The organism is Kitasatospora sp. UYEF31 (assembly GCF_057291755.1).
In genome coordinates, this window is sequence record NZ_JBXAWK010000004.1 from 45,861 (window position 1) to 62,104 (window position 16,244).

The 16,244-nt window shown below is 68.2% G+C and carries 19 protein-coding genes; 1 reads left to right on the plus strand and 18 read right to left on the minus strand.

What is annotated here, in order from left to right; all coding sequences use genetic code 11:
- Positions 1-6 precede the first annotated feature (6 nt).
- The 13 genes from AC0Z36_RS02880 to AC0Z36_RS02940 form a co-directional block, all read right to left on the minus strand.
- The gene (locus tag AC0Z36_RS02880) at positions 7-336 is read right to left on the minus strand and encodes a hypothetical protein (protein ID WP_485461036.1); all 330 of its coding nucleotides are present in this window, start codon (positions 334-336) and stop codon (positions 7-9) included.
- The gene (locus AC0Z36_RS02885) at positions 333-599 is read right to left on the minus strand and encodes a holin (protein ID WP_485461037.1); all 267 of its coding nucleotides are present in this window, start codon (positions 597-599) and stop codon (positions 333-335) included. The genes AC0Z36_RS02880 and AC0Z36_RS02885 overlap by 4 nt, the downstream gene beginning before the upstream one ends.
- Positions 599-1,402: a hypothetical protein gene (locus tag AC0Z36_RS02890; RefSeq protein ID WP_485461038.1), complete on the minus strand. Its 804-nt coding sequence runs from the start codon at positions 1,400-1,402 to the stop codon at positions 599-601. Before AC0Z36_RS02890 ends, AC0Z36_RS02885 begins: the two co-directional genes overlap by 1 nt.
- A 71-nt stretch (positions 1,403-1,473) precedes the next feature.
- Entirely contained in the window at positions 1,474-2,133 is a 660-nt protein-coding gene (locus AC0Z36_RS02895) for a hypothetical protein (RefSeq protein WP_485461039.1), read from the minus strand.
- A 12-nt stretch (positions 2,134-2,145) separates the two neighbouring features.
- On the minus strand, positions 2,146-2,376 hold the full coding sequence (locus AC0Z36_RS02900; protein WP_485461040.1) for a hypothetical protein: 231 nt from the start codon (positions 2,374-2,376) through the stop codon (positions 2,146-2,148).
- Complete coding sequence (locus tag AC0Z36_RS02905) at positions 2,373-3,467, minus strand: DUF5047 domain-containing protein (protein ID WP_485461041.1); 1,095 nt, start codon at positions 3,465-3,467, stop codon at positions 2,373-2,375. The genes AC0Z36_RS02900 and AC0Z36_RS02905 overlap by 4 nt, the downstream gene beginning before the upstream one ends.
- Positions 3,468-3,475: 8 nt before the next feature.
- A complete protein-coding gene (locus AC0Z36_RS02910) occupies positions 3,476-5,686 on the minus strand; it encodes a hypothetical protein (protein WP_485461042.1) in 2,211 nt (736 codons plus the stop codon).
- 3 nt (positions 5,687-5,689) lie between these two features.
- Positions 5,690-10,870: a hypothetical protein gene (locus AC0Z36_RS02915; protein ID WP_485461043.1), complete on the minus strand. Its 5,181-nt coding sequence runs from the start codon at positions 10,868-10,870 to the stop codon at positions 5,690-5,692.
- Between the two features lie 14 nt (positions 10,871-10,884).
- Positions 10,885-11,232 carry a hypothetical protein gene (locus tag AC0Z36_RS02920; RefSeq protein ID WP_485461044.1) on the minus strand — a complete coding sequence of 116 codons (348 nt, stop codon included), beginning with the start codon at positions 11,230-11,232 and terminating at the stop codon, positions 10,885-10,887.
- Between the two features lie 53 nt (positions 11,233-11,285).
- Positions 11,286-11,690 (minus strand): hypothetical protein, encoded by a 405-nt coding sequence (locus AC0Z36_RS02925; protein ID WP_485461045.1) that lies wholly within the window; start codon positions 11,688-11,690, stop codon positions 11,286-11,288.
- An 86-nt stretch (positions 11,691-11,776) separates the two neighbouring features.
- Positions 11,777-12,682, minus strand: coding sequence for a phage tail tube protein (locus AC0Z36_RS02930; RefSeq protein WP_485461046.1), 906 nt, complete (start codon positions 12,680-12,682; stop codon positions 11,777-11,779).
- Between the two features lie 52 nt (positions 12,683-12,734).
- Complete coding sequence (locus AC0Z36_RS02935; RefSeq protein WP_485461047.1) at positions 12,735-13,139, minus strand: phage tail termination protein; 405 nt, start codon at positions 13,137-13,139, stop codon at positions 12,735-12,737.
- Entirely contained in the window at positions 13,136-13,483 is a 348-nt protein-coding gene (locus AC0Z36_RS02940; protein WP_485461048.1) for an HK97 gp10 family phage protein, read from the minus strand. The genes AC0Z36_RS02935 and AC0Z36_RS02940 overlap by 4 nt, the downstream gene beginning before the upstream one ends.
- A gap of 42 nt (positions 13,484-13,525) precedes the next feature.
- Between AC0Z36_RS02940 and AC0Z36_RS02945 the strand changes: the two genes are divergently transcribed.
- A complete protein-coding gene (locus tag AC0Z36_RS02945) occupies positions 13,526-13,744 on the plus strand; it encodes a hypothetical protein (protein ID WP_485461049.1) in 219 nt (72 codons plus the stop codon).
- Here the strand turns inward: AC0Z36_RS02945 and AC0Z36_RS02950 are convergent.
- From AC0Z36_RS02950 to AC0Z36_RS02970, 5 genes are all read right to left on the minus strand, one after another.
- A complete protein-coding gene (locus tag AC0Z36_RS02950) occupies positions 13,741-14,130 on the minus strand; it encodes a head-tail adaptor protein (RefSeq protein WP_485461050.1) in 390 nt (129 codons plus the stop codon). The genes AC0Z36_RS02945 and AC0Z36_RS02950 overlap by 4 nt on opposite strands.
- Positions 14,100-14,486 carry a hypothetical protein gene (locus AC0Z36_RS02955; RefSeq protein ID WP_485461051.1) on the minus strand — a complete coding sequence of 129 codons (387 nt, stop codon included), beginning with the start codon at positions 14,484-14,486 and terminating at the stop codon, positions 14,100-14,102. Before AC0Z36_RS02955 ends, AC0Z36_RS02950 begins: the two co-directional genes overlap by 31 nt.
- Before the next feature lie 2 nt (positions 14,487-14,488).
- Positions 14,489-14,749, minus strand: a complete 261-nt coding sequence (locus tag AC0Z36_RS02960; RefSeq protein WP_485461052.1) for a hypothetical protein — start codon at positions 14,747-14,749, stop codon at positions 14,489-14,491.
- 64 nt (positions 14,750-14,813) lie between these two features.
- A complete protein-coding gene (locus tag AC0Z36_RS02965) occupies positions 14,814-15,830 on the minus strand; it encodes a major capsid protein (protein WP_485461053.1) in 1,017 nt (338 codons plus the stop codon).
- Between the two features lie 15 nt (positions 15,831-15,845).
- Positions 15,846-16,241, minus strand: coding sequence for a head decoration protein (locus AC0Z36_RS02970; RefSeq protein WP_485461054.1), 396 nt, complete (start codon positions 16,239-16,241; stop codon positions 15,846-15,848).
- Positions 16,242-16,244 lie beyond the last annotated feature (3 nt).

Consider the following 16,244-nt stretch of genomic DNA (forward strand, 5'->3'; position numbering starts at 1 on the left):
GTCAGGTCAGGCTGGCGGGTCGGGGGTGACAGCCTGCTCGACACGGTCGACCGCGTCTCTGAGACTCCCGCCACTGTTCGGGATGAGCTGGTGCTCGATCCGCTCCGTCCGCTCCTCCGTGACGGTCTGCCGGTCCTCGATCCTCGCGAGCCGTTCCATTACACCGAGCTCGGCCGGTCGGCCAGGACGCGCCGGCCGCCCTGCCCAGTCATCCCAGAACGAATCGAGACGGTCGACCAGGCCGCGGATCGGCTGGCCAACCGTCCGCCACAGCATGCCGAGGATGATAAGGAGTCCGCCGCCGATCGCCACCCACGTTCCGAGAACCCCGGTCACTGGCGGTCCCCGAGCACATCCCGTATGTCCGCATCACGGTCGACAACCGCCTCCGTAACGCCCGGACCGGACGGCCCGATACCCGCCGCGGCAACCGACGTCAGCAGCGACAGCACCGCAGCCATCCCCGCCACACTCAGCGCACCCGTCCAGTCCGCATCCATCACACCGGCCGCACCCGCGCCGAGGACGGCCAGCAGAGCCTGAGCAAACGTACGCACAGCCCGCTCGAACGCCGCACGCCAAAACGCTGCCGTCGTCATCACCCCACCACCGTGAAGCCGTGCTGCACTCCCAGGCGCGTGAGTGAAGTACGGCCCGGGGTCCCGTCGGCGTCACTGCCGCTGTAGTCAAGCCGCCGCTGGTACGCCGCGTACGCGTCCACCGTCTTGCTGCCGAAGCTGCCGTCCACCCAGGACGCGGCCAGCAGGCCCTCGGCCTGAAGTCCCTGCTCGACGAGCAGGCTGTCGGTCCGGTGCGACGCGGAACCCTGTGGCGCCGAGGGGTCACGCCGGGCCGCGTCGATGACCGCGGCCAGGTTCACGGACGGGACGGTCCCGCCGTTTCCGCCCCGGTAGTCGTGCGGGTCGGCCGTGGGCGGGCAGCCGTCGCCGAAGTTCGGCGCGAAGTACCCGGTGATCTTCGGGTTCCGGCGGTCGTACACGTGGGAGTAGACGCCCTTGCCCTGGCCGCCGTCACCGCCGGCAGGAAGGGTGTTGCCGCCCTTGGTCCACACCCGGTCGGCGTCGAAGCGGACGACCAGCTCGGTGTGCGCGCCGTTGTTGAAGTTCACCAGCGCGCCCCAGCTCGGGTACTCCGACCACTGGCCTCGGGTCTTCGCCCAGGCGGTGAACGCCGAAACGTTGTCAACCTTCGGGACGATGTCCGCGAGGCCGGCGTCCGCGTACATGCACCAGTCGAAGATCACGCACCAGGCGACGCCGTCCTCGCCGAACTGTTTGCCCCATCGGGTGTGATTGTCGTAGCCGTCCCGGCTGTTCCAGCCTTCGTAGACGCCTTCGGGTACGGACTGGAGGTGTGCGATCAGGGTGTCCCAGTTTGCCATTTTGAAGCCCTCCTCGGGCATGCAGAAAGCCCCGGCCAGGACGGCTCGGGGCTTGCGTTGGTGGTGGTGGGTCAGGCGGCTTCGTACGTGTAGTTGAGGAGAATCTCATCCCCCGTCGCCGGCCCCCCCGGGAAAGGCGAGCCCGGATTCCGGCCCCAGCCGTACCCGCCCGACCCGGACGCCACCACCGTGAACCGGGACTGCGCCGGATCCAAAATCACCGCGCCAGTCCACCAGTCCACCCACGTGCGCACAGCACCCGCCGACCCGATGATCCGCGATGTCAGATCCGGGGACGCGGCCACCGGCGTCGGCGTCTGCCAAAACCACGTGGCAATCCCAGTCCCGGTCGTGGTGGTGTTGCCGATCGACAGCCGCATGTGCCCGGTGACCTGCTTGCCGATCTGCGTCCACCGGTGCCAGTACAGGGCGTTGCCCAGCGACGGTGTGCCGATGGTCGCCATCCACGCCGGAGCGCTCGTCGTGGCGTAGTCTCCGAGCGTTCGCCAGGTGATGCCGTCGTGGAACTCGTGCCGGTTGAGGTCCTTCAAATAAGTGGTCATGCCCTCGACCGGCGTGGTGATCACCGCACCGCGGTGAGCGGCCGTATCGAAGCGCATCACGCCCCGCGTCACCAGGCCGTCGACCAAGCCGTCGACCGCGGACTCGACGTTCGGGGCATCCGACAACCGCGGTTTCGGGATGCCCTGGTAGGGATCAGGTACCGGCATATCAACAACTCCTCATGCGAGCTTCCCGGGGATGTACCGGTCACCGGTCGCCGTCCGCACGACAACCACCAAGTCCCCGACCACCGGGGTGTAGTGGGCCAGCCGCCGTACACCGGCCAGGGTGCCGGTCGGCACAGTGACGTCCACCGTCCCGGCGCCGACGGCCGCGACGACAGCCAGCTGCGACGTGTCGCCGACCGGGCCGTCCCGTACGGCCTGGGCGATGGCGTCGGCCAGACTCACGGTGTCTCCGTCCTGCTGTAGGTGGTGACGCTGAAGTCGCCGGATGCGGTGAGCGGCAGCGCAATGGTCTGCACGATGTGCAGTTCGGCCGTGCCGTTGGTGTGGACGACCCGGATGCAGTCACCGGCCTCCAGCGCGGGGTTCGGGACGCTTTTGAGGCTCACCGAGGTGTTGGTGCCCAGCGAGTCGCGCAGGGCGGCCGTGCCGATCACCGAGCACGTCGACACCGACGTCCACAGCGGACTGTCCCTGCGGCCGAGCAGGTGCCCCATCGGGCCGCCCCACCGTGTCGGGCTGAGCGGGTCGGCGTCCACGGTCAGCGCTGATACGGGAGGGACCCCGTCGGAGGCGTTCCCGGACGAGATCAGCCAGCCGTTGCGGACCTTCGCCCGCGACATGCCCGCACTGGCCGACACCAGCACCCCGCCCTCACCCGCGGCGACCTCCCACACCGCAGAGGCCGTCGACAGGTCCGGGATCGGGCGGATCCGCCACGTCCCGACCGGATCGCAGAACACGTCCGCACCCATCGCCGCGGCGACCGACGTCACCGCGTCCCAGCGGTTGTCGGTGCCCTCCCACACCACCGTCGCCGGATCAGGATCACCCACGGCCTCGTTGACGATCACCGCGTCCGGGATCGCCCCGTGGATCAGAGCGGAGATCACACCGGACGACGTCGAATACCCGGCGGTCGAGAAGGGCGCCAAAAACGGCTCGTCGGCGACGACCGCCTCGAGGGACATCCCGGTGATCTTCACCGGCCCCAGGTCACGGTCCCCCTGGGGGTCCTGGATCCTGAACACCCCGACCGGCGCCAGCTCCTCGCTGCCGTCCTGGTACTGGATACCGCGATTGATCCGCAGCGTCTGCCCGAACACCGCCAAAGGATCACCGGCCTGGCGCGGCATCAGCGCCACATCGGAGATGGTCAGCGACAGCGTGCGCCGGGTCTTCGACCCCCGGTCCACGGTGATCGAACCGTCTGTGATCGGCAACTTCCCCATCAGCAGGGTGCTGCCCTGGAGCGCGTCCACCCGGCGAGCCAGGATGTGCGGATGCTTCAGGGCCTCGAGGAACTGAGCACTCACCGCATACATCAGGTACCTGCCTTCCCGGTCAGCACACCCAGCCAGGTCGCGTACTTCGTTGCGACGTCCAGCCACGTCGGGCTGTCCGTCAGGACCGTCTGCCAGGTCCGGCCGGCCGACCCCTGCATGCCACCGACCGGGCGGGCGACCTCCGTCAACGCCAGCGTCCACGTCCGCCACTCATCGACACCGTCGTCGGCAGTCGCCGCAGCATCGGTGACATCGCCGACGCTCACATAGACCGATCCGAGGTCCAGGCCCTGGAGGAGGAGCGTGCCGCCGGTGTCGAGCAGCCAGTGCAGTGACTTCTCCTCCGCAGCCGTCCAGGTGTAGACCTCCAGAGACCCGGTCCGCGAGGACCGGACGTCGGAGATGACCACCGGGAACCGGGCACCCCGGACCGGGTAGATCCCCTGATCTGTCTTGCGCTGCCACGCGCCAACCGCTTTGGCCGCGAGCAGCAGGTTCGATGCCGGGCGGCCCGGGTCCTTGAGCCAGCACTGGTAGTGCTCCGGGGGGTCCGGGACGGTGACCGGGTAGGTGCCGGTCGTGTAGACGTCCCACGGAGCCAGGCTGTTCCACCGCTGGTATTGGTAGGTGACCGGCCCGCCGAGCGGCGGCTCATAGTCCTCGATGATCAGGACGGAGCCGGTCACCGGCACCCCGACCATGTCCCCGGTCATACCGCGGACCGGGACGGGCCTGCCGTCCGGATCGACCCGCCACAGCGTCAGCCGGTCTATCCCGGTCAGGTTCGACAGGGTGATCGTCACGGACGCCGTCTCACCGTGCGCCACGACCTCGTACGGAGGATCGGCCTGCACGAAGGAGATCGCGTCGAGGAAGAACGCCTGCCCAGCCGCAGTGGCCTGGGGCAGTAGGACCGGCCTGGCCCACACCGCGCCCGCCGGGGACCGACGGCCGATCTGCGAGCCCTGCCACTGGTCCCCGGGCAACGTCCCGTCATGATCCGGATACGCACTGCCGAGATAGGTCATCGCCGCGTCGTACCAGTCGACGTCGACCCAGCACGCCGACGGTGTCGCACCCGCCGTACGGAACGCCGCAGTCAACAGGTAGCTGGTCCCCGGGGTTACCGCCACCGGGGACGCGAGTTGCACCCGCGCCTGCCCGGCCGCGGTCGCCGCGGCCTTCAAGCTGTAGCCGTCCTGTGCCGGATCCGGCGGCAGTGACTGCGAGATCGCCGTGTTCGCGCCCGCCTGCCACGCCGACACGTCCAGCTCGACGGACTGCGCCGGCCATGTCAGCAGGTTCCCCGCGATCAGCAGCGGAGCCGACGGCCGGACCGCGACCGTGTCCCAGTTCCACGCCTGCGACCCCGCAGTAGCGGTGCTGCGGAGCACGACCAGGACGTACGCCGCCCCGACCGGCGCCGCAGCCAGCACGTTGACCCGGGTCCACTGGCTGACCACCACCGCGCGGCTGCCGGTCGACGTCGAGATCGCACTGCCGCCGGTCGCCGCCGCGTACCACCGCAGGTCGACCGAGACCGTGCCCGTGGTCACACTGAACGCATCCGCCTGCCCCAGATAGGACACACCCGCGGTCACCGGGTACCGGGTCACCGCCGTGACCGACACCGCACCGGACGCCGTCGACAGAGCGCGTACGGAATACGTGCCCTCCGTCGCCCCGGTCGTCCTCGACAGCGCGGCGTTCGTCGGTGTCCAGCCCGCGACGTCCATCTCACTGGACTCGACGCCGTACGGCAGGAGGTTGCCGGGTACCGCAGCGACCAGGCCGAGCCCCAGATCATCGATGTTGATCTGCTGCCCGGCAGTGGTGATACCGGCTGTGACTGTGACCTGGATACTCGCCTTGGCCGCAGTCGCCGGCGCGGTGCCGATCGTCACGACCGGCCCAGACACGGCCGTCGAGTTCGGCAAGGTCACCGGACTCGACGTGACGGACGACGAAAGGAAGACGTCCGCCGAGGTGTACCAGTCGATCCTGAGGCTGACGATACGGCCGGAAGCGGCGACCTGGTTCCAGGCGTTGCCGTACGCCTCGTAGACCTGGCCTGCGGTCACTGCGTATTTTCCGGTGAACGCCGCCATGGTCCCGGAGGCCGCCGCCGTCAGGGTGAGGAACAGGCCGTACGGCCTGCCGACGGACGTGTTCGGCCCGGCCGCCCAGGTGCCCGTCGAGGCATTGAACCGCGCGTCGTCCGTGGTCAGGAGGTTCGCGATGATCCCCACCGGTTACCTCCTTCCCGCTGTGAGCTGCTGCTCGGAGGCGCTATCACGGGCAGTCACTTCGGTGCGGACGATGTCGGTGATCTCCCGGTCGCCGACGTACACGCGGACGTGGAGATCCCCAGGCCCTTGCTGCCGGTTGCCCGCCATCTGCTGCACCGACGACCACTGCGCCCCCGTCAGCACCTGCTCCGACCTGCCGCTGTTGTTGAGCGCCAGCGTCAGGCCGGGAGGCAGCGGACCGCCCTGGTCGTACAGACGCGGGATGATCCCACCGGATGCGTACCCCCGCGGTGGCTTCGAAGGGTCGGCCTGCTGGACGTCCGTGATGCTGCCGTACCGGCCGCGGATGTAGTTGATCGAGGCCGCGATATTGGCTACCGGCTCAAAGGGGTCCCAGCTCGTACCCGCCGCGTGATAGATCCTGAACGTCGGATCGATCACCTGCGCTAGGCCCTTGCTCGGTGTGCCCGCCGCGGCGTTGGAGTCCGAAAGGTTGATGGCCTGCGGATTGCCTCCGCTCTCCCTGCCGATCAGCGTTGCCATTCCGGACCGCCAGGAGTCGAGCGTCCCCGGCGGGGGCGTGTGCGTCGCGGCGAGAGCTGCGTCGATCCACGCCAGGAGTTGTCCGGTCGGTACCGGTCCGCCCCCACCACCCCGGCTGGGCTCGTAGCCGTAGTTCGCCGGGAAGAGGGCGTCGTTCCAGCCCCGGGCCCGCGACCCGACCACCACGCCGTCGCCGCCCCTGGATTCCACATTGACTCCGCCCAGGGTGCCCGCCATGTGGCCGACGCCGTTGTTGGTCACGCCGACGCGGAACGGCGCGTCGGAATTCTGTTTCCAGCCCTCCGGCGCCCGGGATCCGGCGAAATCGAAGGTCGTCCACAGCCGCCCCGGCGGCTGCCCCATGATTGTTTTCTGAATTCCGGCCATGAACCCGGAGCAGTCCCAGCTCGGATTGCCGCCGCCGCCCCACTGGTAGGGCTTCCCGGCCTGCGACTGCGCCCACTCCAGGGCGCGCTGTACCGCCGGGCCGCCGGCGTACTTCGCGTCCTCACCCTTGATCTTGTCGATGATGGAGTCGATGAGGTGAAGGGGAATCCCCTTCGCCGCTTTGATCCAATTCCCGTCACCGGGAACCGCGTTGATCATTTTCCGGATGGGCGTCAGCCCCACCTCGGCGACCTTCGCGGCAGCGCCCCGCGCGAGGCCCTTCGCCCAGTCCAACGCGGCGCCGGCGCCCGGGATCCGCTTCACCGCACCGACGGCGGTATCCACCGCCCGGCCGATGATCCCGCCCCAGCCGAACGCCCCCAGGTACGGAGTGCCGGACGCGCCGAGGAACGACTGGACACCGGACGCGCCGCCCGTGCGGGCGGCGGCATTCGCCGCGTGCACGTAGTCCGACCCGACCGCCCGGGTCCACTCCGGCCGCATGATGGCCTCGCCGCCGGACACGTACGCCATCCCGACGTCCCGCCCCGGCGTGTACCCGGGGTAGATGCCGCCCGTCGCAAAAGCAGGGACCTCCGGCATCTCGGGAAGCCCGACCACTCCGGCGACCTTGTCCCACACGGCCTTGATGCCGTGCGTGTACACCTTGTCGATCACCCAGCGGATAGGGGCAGCGGAAACCTCCTTGACGCCATCCCAGACAAGGCCGATTCCCTGCTTCGCCAAATCGAACGCCTTCGTCATCCCGCTCATGACGGTGTCGACCTTCGAGGCGATCCAGTCGAAGGCCGGTTTTATTCCGTTGTCGTACAGCCACGTCGCCCAGCTGGCCAGCTCCTTGAACCCGCCGACGATCCAGCCGATCGGCGGCTGAATGGCATTCGTCCACAGCCAACCGGCTTTATCGCCGATCCACTGGAGAGCGCCCCAGATCCCCTCCGTGGCGGGCTTGATCGCATTCGACCAAAGCCATGAAGCCGCTCCGCCGATCCACCCGAACACCGGACTGATCACGTTCGACCAGAACCACATTACCTTGTCGCCGACCCATTGCAGGCCGCCCCAGATGCCATCGAAAGCGGGCTTGAGCGCGTTCTCCCAGAGCCAGACAGCAGCCCCGCCGATCCACCCGAACACCGGCTGGATAGCGTAAGTCCACAAAGCCATCGCCGCAGTGGAAAGAATCATCCAGCCGATCACGATCGGCGCGACAAGAATCGTCAGGATAATCGCCGCAAGAATCGCCGCAGCAAAAGCAATCGCATCAAAAACCGGCTTCAGGATCGTCTCCCAGAGCCAGACGGCCCCGGCGGCGATCCCGTCGAAGGCAGGCTTAATGGCGTTCTGCCACAGCCAAGCGAACTGGTCGCCGACCCATTTCGCACCCTGAACGATCTTCGGCCAGATGTCATCCCAGTACACGACGAGCAGCGCAATCGCTGCGACGATCGCCACCACCGCGATGACCACCCACGCGAAGGGATTCAGCAGTTGGAGGGCCGCCGAAATCGCCAGTGCGGCATTCCAGACCCGCATCGCAGCGCTCGCCAACATCAGCCCGAAACTGAAAACCTTCAAGGCAAAACCCAGCAGGACGAGGCCCTGAACAGCCCACGGCGCATGCTCCGCGATAAAGGAAATAGTTTTGCCGATGTCCTTGATGACCTCCAGCGTCGGCCCCCGGAACGGCTCCAACGCATTCGACACGTCAACGAACGCCCGCCCCAGAGCGGACAGGGCATCACCGAGCAGTGGCGCATTCTTCGCAGCGTTAGAGAGGAACGTCTCAAACTCAGGCGAACCCTTGAGTCTCGCGCCCCAGTCCGCAAACCTTCCAGTGATCAACTGCATCCGGGAAGAAATCGAATCCATATGCGGAAGAAACGCCCCGACAATCCCCGCCATCCCCCTGAGGATATTCCCGAAAGAAACACCGACCCCGGTGATCGCCGCCGGAATAGCCGCCGTCAGATCCGCCTTCCACGCCACCCAGAACGGCGACTTCAAACTCGCCGACGCCCGGTCCATCAGACCGCCGACAGCTGTTGCCGCACCCAGAACCATCGGCGTCAGCGTCGGCAACGTCCCCGTCAGACCGTCAATGAACCTGGTGAAAAGCGGCATCACAGCAGGTGACAAGGAATCCGACCACGCCTTGAACGCCGTCTTCAGCCGCAGCACCGCGTCGTACGTACCGCGCGTCGCCGGATTCATCGCCGCGAGAGCGTCCGCATACTTCTTCGCCGCCGTCGCCGCAGCATCCGTCCCACCCGCAGCCGACTGCGCCGCCGCAGCCACCGACAGCTGAGCCGACTGGATACCCCGCTGAGCCGACGCGATCTGATCCGCAGCCTGCACCGACACCTCGGCGACATGCCGCTGAGCATCCGCGACCTGTGCCTGCGCTTTCGCAATCGACTTCGCCCCGTCGACCTGGGCCCGCGCAGCATCGGCCTGAGCCTGCGTCACACCCTTGCCTGCGTCGCCGACTTTCAGCTGCGCGTCCGTCAGGCGTTTTTGAGCCTGCGTCACCACAGCCGCGCCGTCGACACCCGCGCGGTTCGCTGCGGCGACCTGGTCCTTGAGCCGTCCGTTCTCCTTCGACTGGTCTTTCAGATGCTGCACAGCCTCGTCGTAGGTCAGCTGTGCCTGATCCCGCTGAAGCTGCGACGCGGCAGGGTCGGCCAGGGTCTTGTTCAGGTCGAGCTGGGCCTGCCGTACCCGCAGCGTCGCCGACCGCTGGTCGAGGGCCGACCCGGCCAGACGGTCATTCAGGTCCTGGAGCTGCTGCGTGGCGTCTTTACGCGCCTGCGTCAGATCCACCTGCGCGATCCGCGCATCCTCTTGAGCCGATGCCAACTTCCGCTCGGCTTCACCCACCTTGGCGACCGCCTGAGCCGACCGGTCCGCCGCCTGCTGACGGGCATCCGCGACGCCCTGCTCAGCCTGCGTCACCTGCTGCAACGCCTGCTCACGCTGCTGACCGGCCTGCCGGTACGCGGCCGTCAGGGCCTGCTGGGCACCCTGCATGCTCAGGGCCTGCTGAGCGGCCTGCACCGCCTGCTGAGCGCCGCTCTTACCGGCCTTGTCGCTGGCGGTCGCTGCGGCTTCGGTCGATGCCTTCTGCGCCTGCATCGCCGCACTGATCTTGCCGATCGCGGGGACGGCCACCAGCGCCAGAGCGCCCAGGCCGACCGCAGCCGCCGTCGCGGCAGCCAGCACCGCACCCAGGCCGGCCGCCAGGACACCGATCGCCGGAGGCACCACGATCATCCCGAGGGCGGCAGCGAGCGCCAAGATCCCGCCGGTCGCAGGCCCACCGTTGATGTTGATCCGCCGTGCGTCCAGCGCACTGACCTGGGCGTTGATGGCCATCAGCTGAGCCGACGCCGCAGCAGCATCCACCCGGACGTCCACCGTCGCCGAGGATGCGGCCAGCCGGTCCAGCCGGATCCGGATCTCGTCGATCCGTGCGATCGCCGAGCCCGCGTCAATGTCGATGCCGACGCGCTGCGTACGCAGCTGTTCCAACTGTCCGCGTAGGGACTGGATATCGGCCGTCGCCTGGTCGGTACTGGCGTCGATGTTGATGACGGGCAGCTGGGCCTGTGCCGCCTCTACAGCAGCCCTCAGCCGCTGCGCGAAACCGCCCTCCACCTCGATCCGCGGGGAGGCCGACGACCGGGAGAGACGCTCGATCTCCGCCTGAAACTCCGCCAGAGCCGCACGGGCCTGCGCCGTGTCGACCCGCACCTGCACGTTCGGGTGCGCACTGCCGAGCCGCCGCAACTGTTCTTCAATATCAGCGGCCTCAATGCGCGCGGCCTCAGCGTCGATCGTGATCCCGATCCGCTGGTCCCGCAACGTCTCCAGACGCACCCGAAGCGCCTGGATATCAGCGTCAGCTTCCGTCGTGCTCGCGCCGACGGTGATGTCCGGCAGGCTGCGGAGCGCCGCCTCCAGGCGGGTCTTCATCGCCCGGCCGAAAGCGCCGCCCGCCTGGTCGCCGTCCCGCGTGGCCTGCGCCCTGGCGCTTGTCCCGCCCAGCCGCATCCCGTCCCGGATCCCGGCCGCGATGCCGCGCTGCATCCGGCGGCCGATCTCGTCCCCGGCCTCCTGCCCGACCCGCGTCGCCGCAGGAATGATCTGGGAGGCCATGCGCGCGTAGATGCCGTTCATGTTCGGGACGACATCGACGCCGACACTGCCGATGGAGATGAGCGTGCCCGCCATGCGCCCACCCCCCTCTACATCGGGAGACCGCCAGGTGGGGCGGGCTCGTAGCGGGCACGGATCGCGTCGCGTCGTTCTTGCTCTTCGTCCGACAGCTCGGTGGAACGTCGAGCACCAGAGGGGACGACACCGGGACGGCGGATCGGCGGCGGGGGATCGGCCTTGCCTCCGGCCGCCGCGATGGCGACTGCGGTGCCCTGGGCGATCAGGTCCGCGAGCTGCGCGAGCAGCATCTCGACCTGGGACCAGCGGCCCTCCTCGGGTTTCGCACCCTTGCCGAGCTGTTCCAGCTCTGTGACAGGGATGGAGTTGCGAAGGGCCGTCTGATAGCCGGACTCCATGGGCAGCGCGTTGAGCAGCACCCGCAGCCGACGCCACGTCAGACACCGCCCTGGGCGGAACAGGTCCCGGATGTCTACCTGGTAGTGCGCTTGGAGGTCGGCCTCGATCGCTTCGCCGTGCGCTCGGAGGCACGACGCGAGGCCCGCGATTCCGGGGCAGAGATCCCGTGGTGCTCCTGCCAGTCCTCAACGATCTTCGCGATCGCCTTGTTCGGCAGCCGGTTCGTGCAGAACAGTGCGTACTGCTCGTCGCCCAGGAGCATGGCGACGAACGGCCGCATGTCGCCGCCGTTCGGATCGGCGGAGGAGCGGGACGTCTCCTGCCAGTCGAAGTCCTCCGGCGACTGGAGGCTGTACAGCTCGCCGCCCACCGTGAAGGTGAACGGCCGTGCTTCGTCGGCTGCTTCGTGCAGCCAGACATCCAGATCGAGGATGCCGTCTTCATGCGGGTCGATGACCCGTCCTTCGATCGCATCCATGCGCGGACTCCTTATACGTAGGGCGCGGATTTTTGGGAGTGAGGTGTGCGGGCCGCGTCCGCGCCAGGTACGACCCGCACACCCGTCTACAGGACCGGCGTCCCGCCGCCGGCCGTGGTGGCGCACACGACCGCCGGGGTCGTGCCGCCGGTGAAGGAACCGGCGCCGGTCATCTGCACGACGTTGCCGAGGGAACCCCGGAACGTGGCGGTGACCATCGTGGTCGGCAGCGGCCCGCCGGTGCAGACGACGTTGCCCGCTCCGATGGTCGACAGGGCCACGAGCGCGGCCGTGACCTGCGCCGGTGTCGCGTTGTAGGGGATCGCGGCGGTGGTCTGCGCACCGCAGGTCAAGGTGAAAGTGCCAGCTGTCGGGGTGCCTGTGATGGTGACCGTCTGGACCTCGGCGCTGAAGAACGCGCTGATGTCCGCCGAGCCGTAGTTGGCCAGCTTGCTGACGGACGCGGTTCCGCCAGGGCCCGGGTACGCGGTGACCGTGAAGTCCAGCGTCGCGTAGTCGGACGTGCCGGTCTTGTCGTCACCCCGGTCGGTGATCTCGCCGTTGGGCAGGTAGTACATGACTTTCTTGTTGCCGTCGTCGGCGATGAACACCCAGGCGTACAGCCTGCGCGTCGGCCGGTCGGGGAGGTCCCAGGTCGCGATGCCGCCCACACCGGGGGCGACGGATGTGAGGGCCACGTTGTCATACAGCGCCCTGACCAGCGGCGACATCGACTCGTCTACCGTGAACTTCATCGTCCGGTTGGCCTTGACGATCTTCGAGGCGATCGGGGCGATCGACCCTGCCGCCTCCAGCTCCTTGCGGTCCTCCGACGGCGACCAGGTGCCGCCGTCCTGCGAGATCCAGCCGGCGCACACCCACGGCGACGCAAGGGCAGAGAAGTCGACCGGCTTGGCCGTGCCGACAGGTGCGAGGTAGACGAGGAAGTCGTTTGGGGCAAAGCTCAGATCCGCATTGCGGGTGTCGACCATTGGTGTCTCCAGACGTGGAGACCCCGGGCGCGGTCGGGGTCGTACGGGTGCGTCAGTCCGCAGGATTCGGGACGACGACGATCAGGTATGTGGCGTTGTACCGGGTCATGGCCGGGTTGTCGTACGGAAGTCTGCGGGGCCCGGCCCGCACGGACACGGCCTGCACGGTCGCCATGGCGGTGACGGTGCGCGGGAGCTGGTGCATCATCAGGTCGCGTACGTGGTTGGCGAGTTCGACCGCCTGAGCACGTGTCGCCGCATACACGTCGATGTCGACCACGGGCAGGTCCCGGAACTGGTCGTTGCCGCCGCCGACCCGGGCCGTGGCCACCAGCGGCAGGACATCGGCGAGGTTCGCCGGAAGGTCGGTCACCACCCGCTCGACCTCCGCACCCAGGTGCGTACGGAGCCACGACGTCAACAGCAACTCGACGTCCGCGAACTCCCGCGTTCTCACCGGATCCTCGCCAGGTCGACGGCCCGCTGCAGGGTGTGCCGTGCGTGGATCTTCTCGTTGCCGAACTCAACAGCAACGGCATGCGGAGAGTCATTGAGCACGGTGACCTGGGCCCGGGACCCGACTCCGTACCGGGGTGAAATCATGTGCCAGCGACCTTGACGCGTCCGCCACGACCTGCGATACAGACCAGGATGCTTGTCCCTCGGCGGGGTCCCGACCGGACTGATCGACTCGGCGATCTGCTGCAACAGGTCCGCATGCACCACCAGGCCCATCATCATCATCTGCGAGTTAGCCAACTTCTTGAGCCCCGCATTGTCTAGTTTCACAGTGGCAGCCACCGATAACCTCCCATCCACATCGGTCCAGCAATGGAGGGAACTGTGGAACCCGGCACTCTCCTGACCCGGGGATTCGTCCGCTTCGCCATCCCCGGCGCCGGAGCGCCCACCCGCCGCAATCCACAACGACTCACTGTCAGCCAGATCGAGGGCGACGACTTCACGGTGACGTTCCACCGCGGCGGGAACGGCGCATTCGCCACTGTCACCACGGCTGTGGAGGACGCGCTGGTACGACTGCGGCAACCGCCGACTGCTTAGCCGGTGACTCGCTTCATGTTGATCTCGGAGTGATGGAACCCGCCCGGGTCGAAAACCGGAGCAGGCTGGCCGTCCACCTCGAATGTCTCGTTCCGCCAGGTGATCCGGTCGCCCGGCTTGATGCCGTCCACATTGCAGACCAGCAGCCACTCCCACACAACCGTGTCCCGGCCGGCCGCTGTGGAGGTGGCCAGCGCGCTCTGCCCGCCCAGCGTCATCTCCAGACTGGTGAGCTGCTGCACCCAGGCCCGCACCGTGGTACCCGTGGACCACCCGGGGAGATCATTGCCGTACGGGTCGGTGCCCATCGTCGGGGTCTGCCACAGCACCGAGTGCGGCAGCAAGTCCGCCCCGATCACCAGCAGGTCCCATGCGACGGCACCCACGCCGGGCCGTCAGCGCAGATCACGCTGTACGCCGCATCGCCGTCACCCATCGCATCGCCGAGCAGGGTCTCCACCTCACCGTCAGTCAGGTACAGACCACCCGCCTCACCCAAGGTCTCGCTGTACTGGCCGATCGAGCGGCTGCGGTACCCGCCCGGGTTCGTACGAGCCCGCCGGGCGACCACCACCGTCAGCGCCCGAGCAGCATCCGCATCCGGGACGAAACCCCGCGGCAGACGGGAACGGATCAGCGCAGATGCGTCCTCGAGGAGTGCCTGCACCTGGACCCGGTCCGCCCCGGCGAGACTGACCGCAGTCCTGGCCTCGAAATCCTCCGTGGTCGCGAAAGCAGCCATGGTCAGCCCTCCCGGACGACCCCAGCAGCGACAAGCGCAGCCACGATCTCCTCGCGGGATGCACCCTGGGGAACGTCGACCTCGCGGGCAACGGCGAACTGCGCCCAGACGTCCTTGCCGGAACCAGGACCCGACCGCGGCGGCTCAACAGGAGTCACATCCTCCGGAGCCGGGGCCGCCTCAGCTTCGTCGTCGGCCCACGCCGCCGGGTTCGTGATCAGGGCACTCGCCCAGTCCGGAACCACATCATCAGGACCGAACACACAAGATCGACCGGACTCATCGTGAACATGCACGTGCTTACGCAGCCTCATCCGGGCTCCTCTGCTACGGGGTGACGACGTCGGCGACGAACGTGAGATCCGGATTCGCCAGGACCGGAATCACCACCGCTGCGGCCTTGGTCCACAGGGCCGGAGTCTCATCCGTCCGGTACACCCCGGCGACGATCCCCGCGTCCTCCTCCAGCGCGTACCCACCGTCGATGCTCTCGACGGTCGGACCCCAGAACGTGCCGCCCAGCTCGGTGTCATCCGTCGGAAGGAACAGCAACCGGTCATCAGGGATGTACCGGGTCGCCACCCCGCCCGCCTTGTACTGCGCGTCGTACGTGGTGACCGGCGGAAGGCCGTGCACCTCGAGGGTGGCCTGCAGCGCCGCCTGGGAGACGATCGCCGGAGCCCCGGCCATCGTCGCAGCCAGAGCCCGCACCTCGGCGTTGCGCAGCATGAACGCCAGCACCCGTCGGGACGTCAGAATGACCCCGGGGTCCTGCCCGTTGGTGGCCACGTACGTGTCCCGCCACGACAGCAGGTCGGTGATCGGCGTCGCGGTGGCCACCGTCGCCCACGAGGTCGCGGTCACGACCGAGTGCGCCGGGTTCCGCCCGAAGTCGACGGTGGCGGACACCCCGTTCTCGGCGATCGTCACCGCCCCGGTGACCAGGGCGTCCGCGCGGGCCTTCTCGACCCGCACCGCGATCTCCCGGGCCACCTTGCTCGCGTCCGCCATCAGCGCGTCGATGATGTCGCCGGTCGGGGCGTTGCGCTGCCGCAGCCGGTCGTACTCACCCAGCCGCATCTTCCGGGAAATGGCGGGGAGTTCCCCGGTCACCCGGCTGACACCGTCACGGCCGGAGATCGACGCCTCGGCATCGTAGGCCCGGTACGGGGCCGCCTCCAAGAGGCCGCCACCGCCCTTGTTGAACCGGTACACGAGGTCGTCCACCATCACGGCCGGCAGGTACTGCGCGAGCTGCAGCCGGTTGATCTCCATGTCCCTCAGCGCCATCCGGACATAGCCGGTGAGCTGCGCGGGGGTGATGTAGTCCTGGTTCAGATACATGATCGGTCACTCCCCTCAGAGGAACTGGATGCGGCCGGCGACGTCGACCTTGCCGGCGGCGTCGACGGCGATGGGCAGGCGGGCGGTGAGGACCTTGCCGTGGTCCAGCAGGGCACCGACGACCTTCGTGCCGGTGCTCGTGGCCGACGGCGAGGCGACCGTGCAGAACAGCATCCCGACCAGGGTCTGGCGCCCGTCGACCGCTGTGTCGTCGTACGGGCCGAACAGCCCGCCTGCGGTGACCTGCCCGAGCGCCAGCCCGGACGGGAAGTAGCCGTTGGGGTAGTGCGTGTTCTTCACGAACTTGGCCACGTCGAGCGTGATGCTCCGCGCCGCTTCCGTACCGTGCTGGGACGCCAGCCAGGACTGATCCTCCTGGCCCCAGGTTTCGGTCCTCAGGGTGAGGTCCATGCC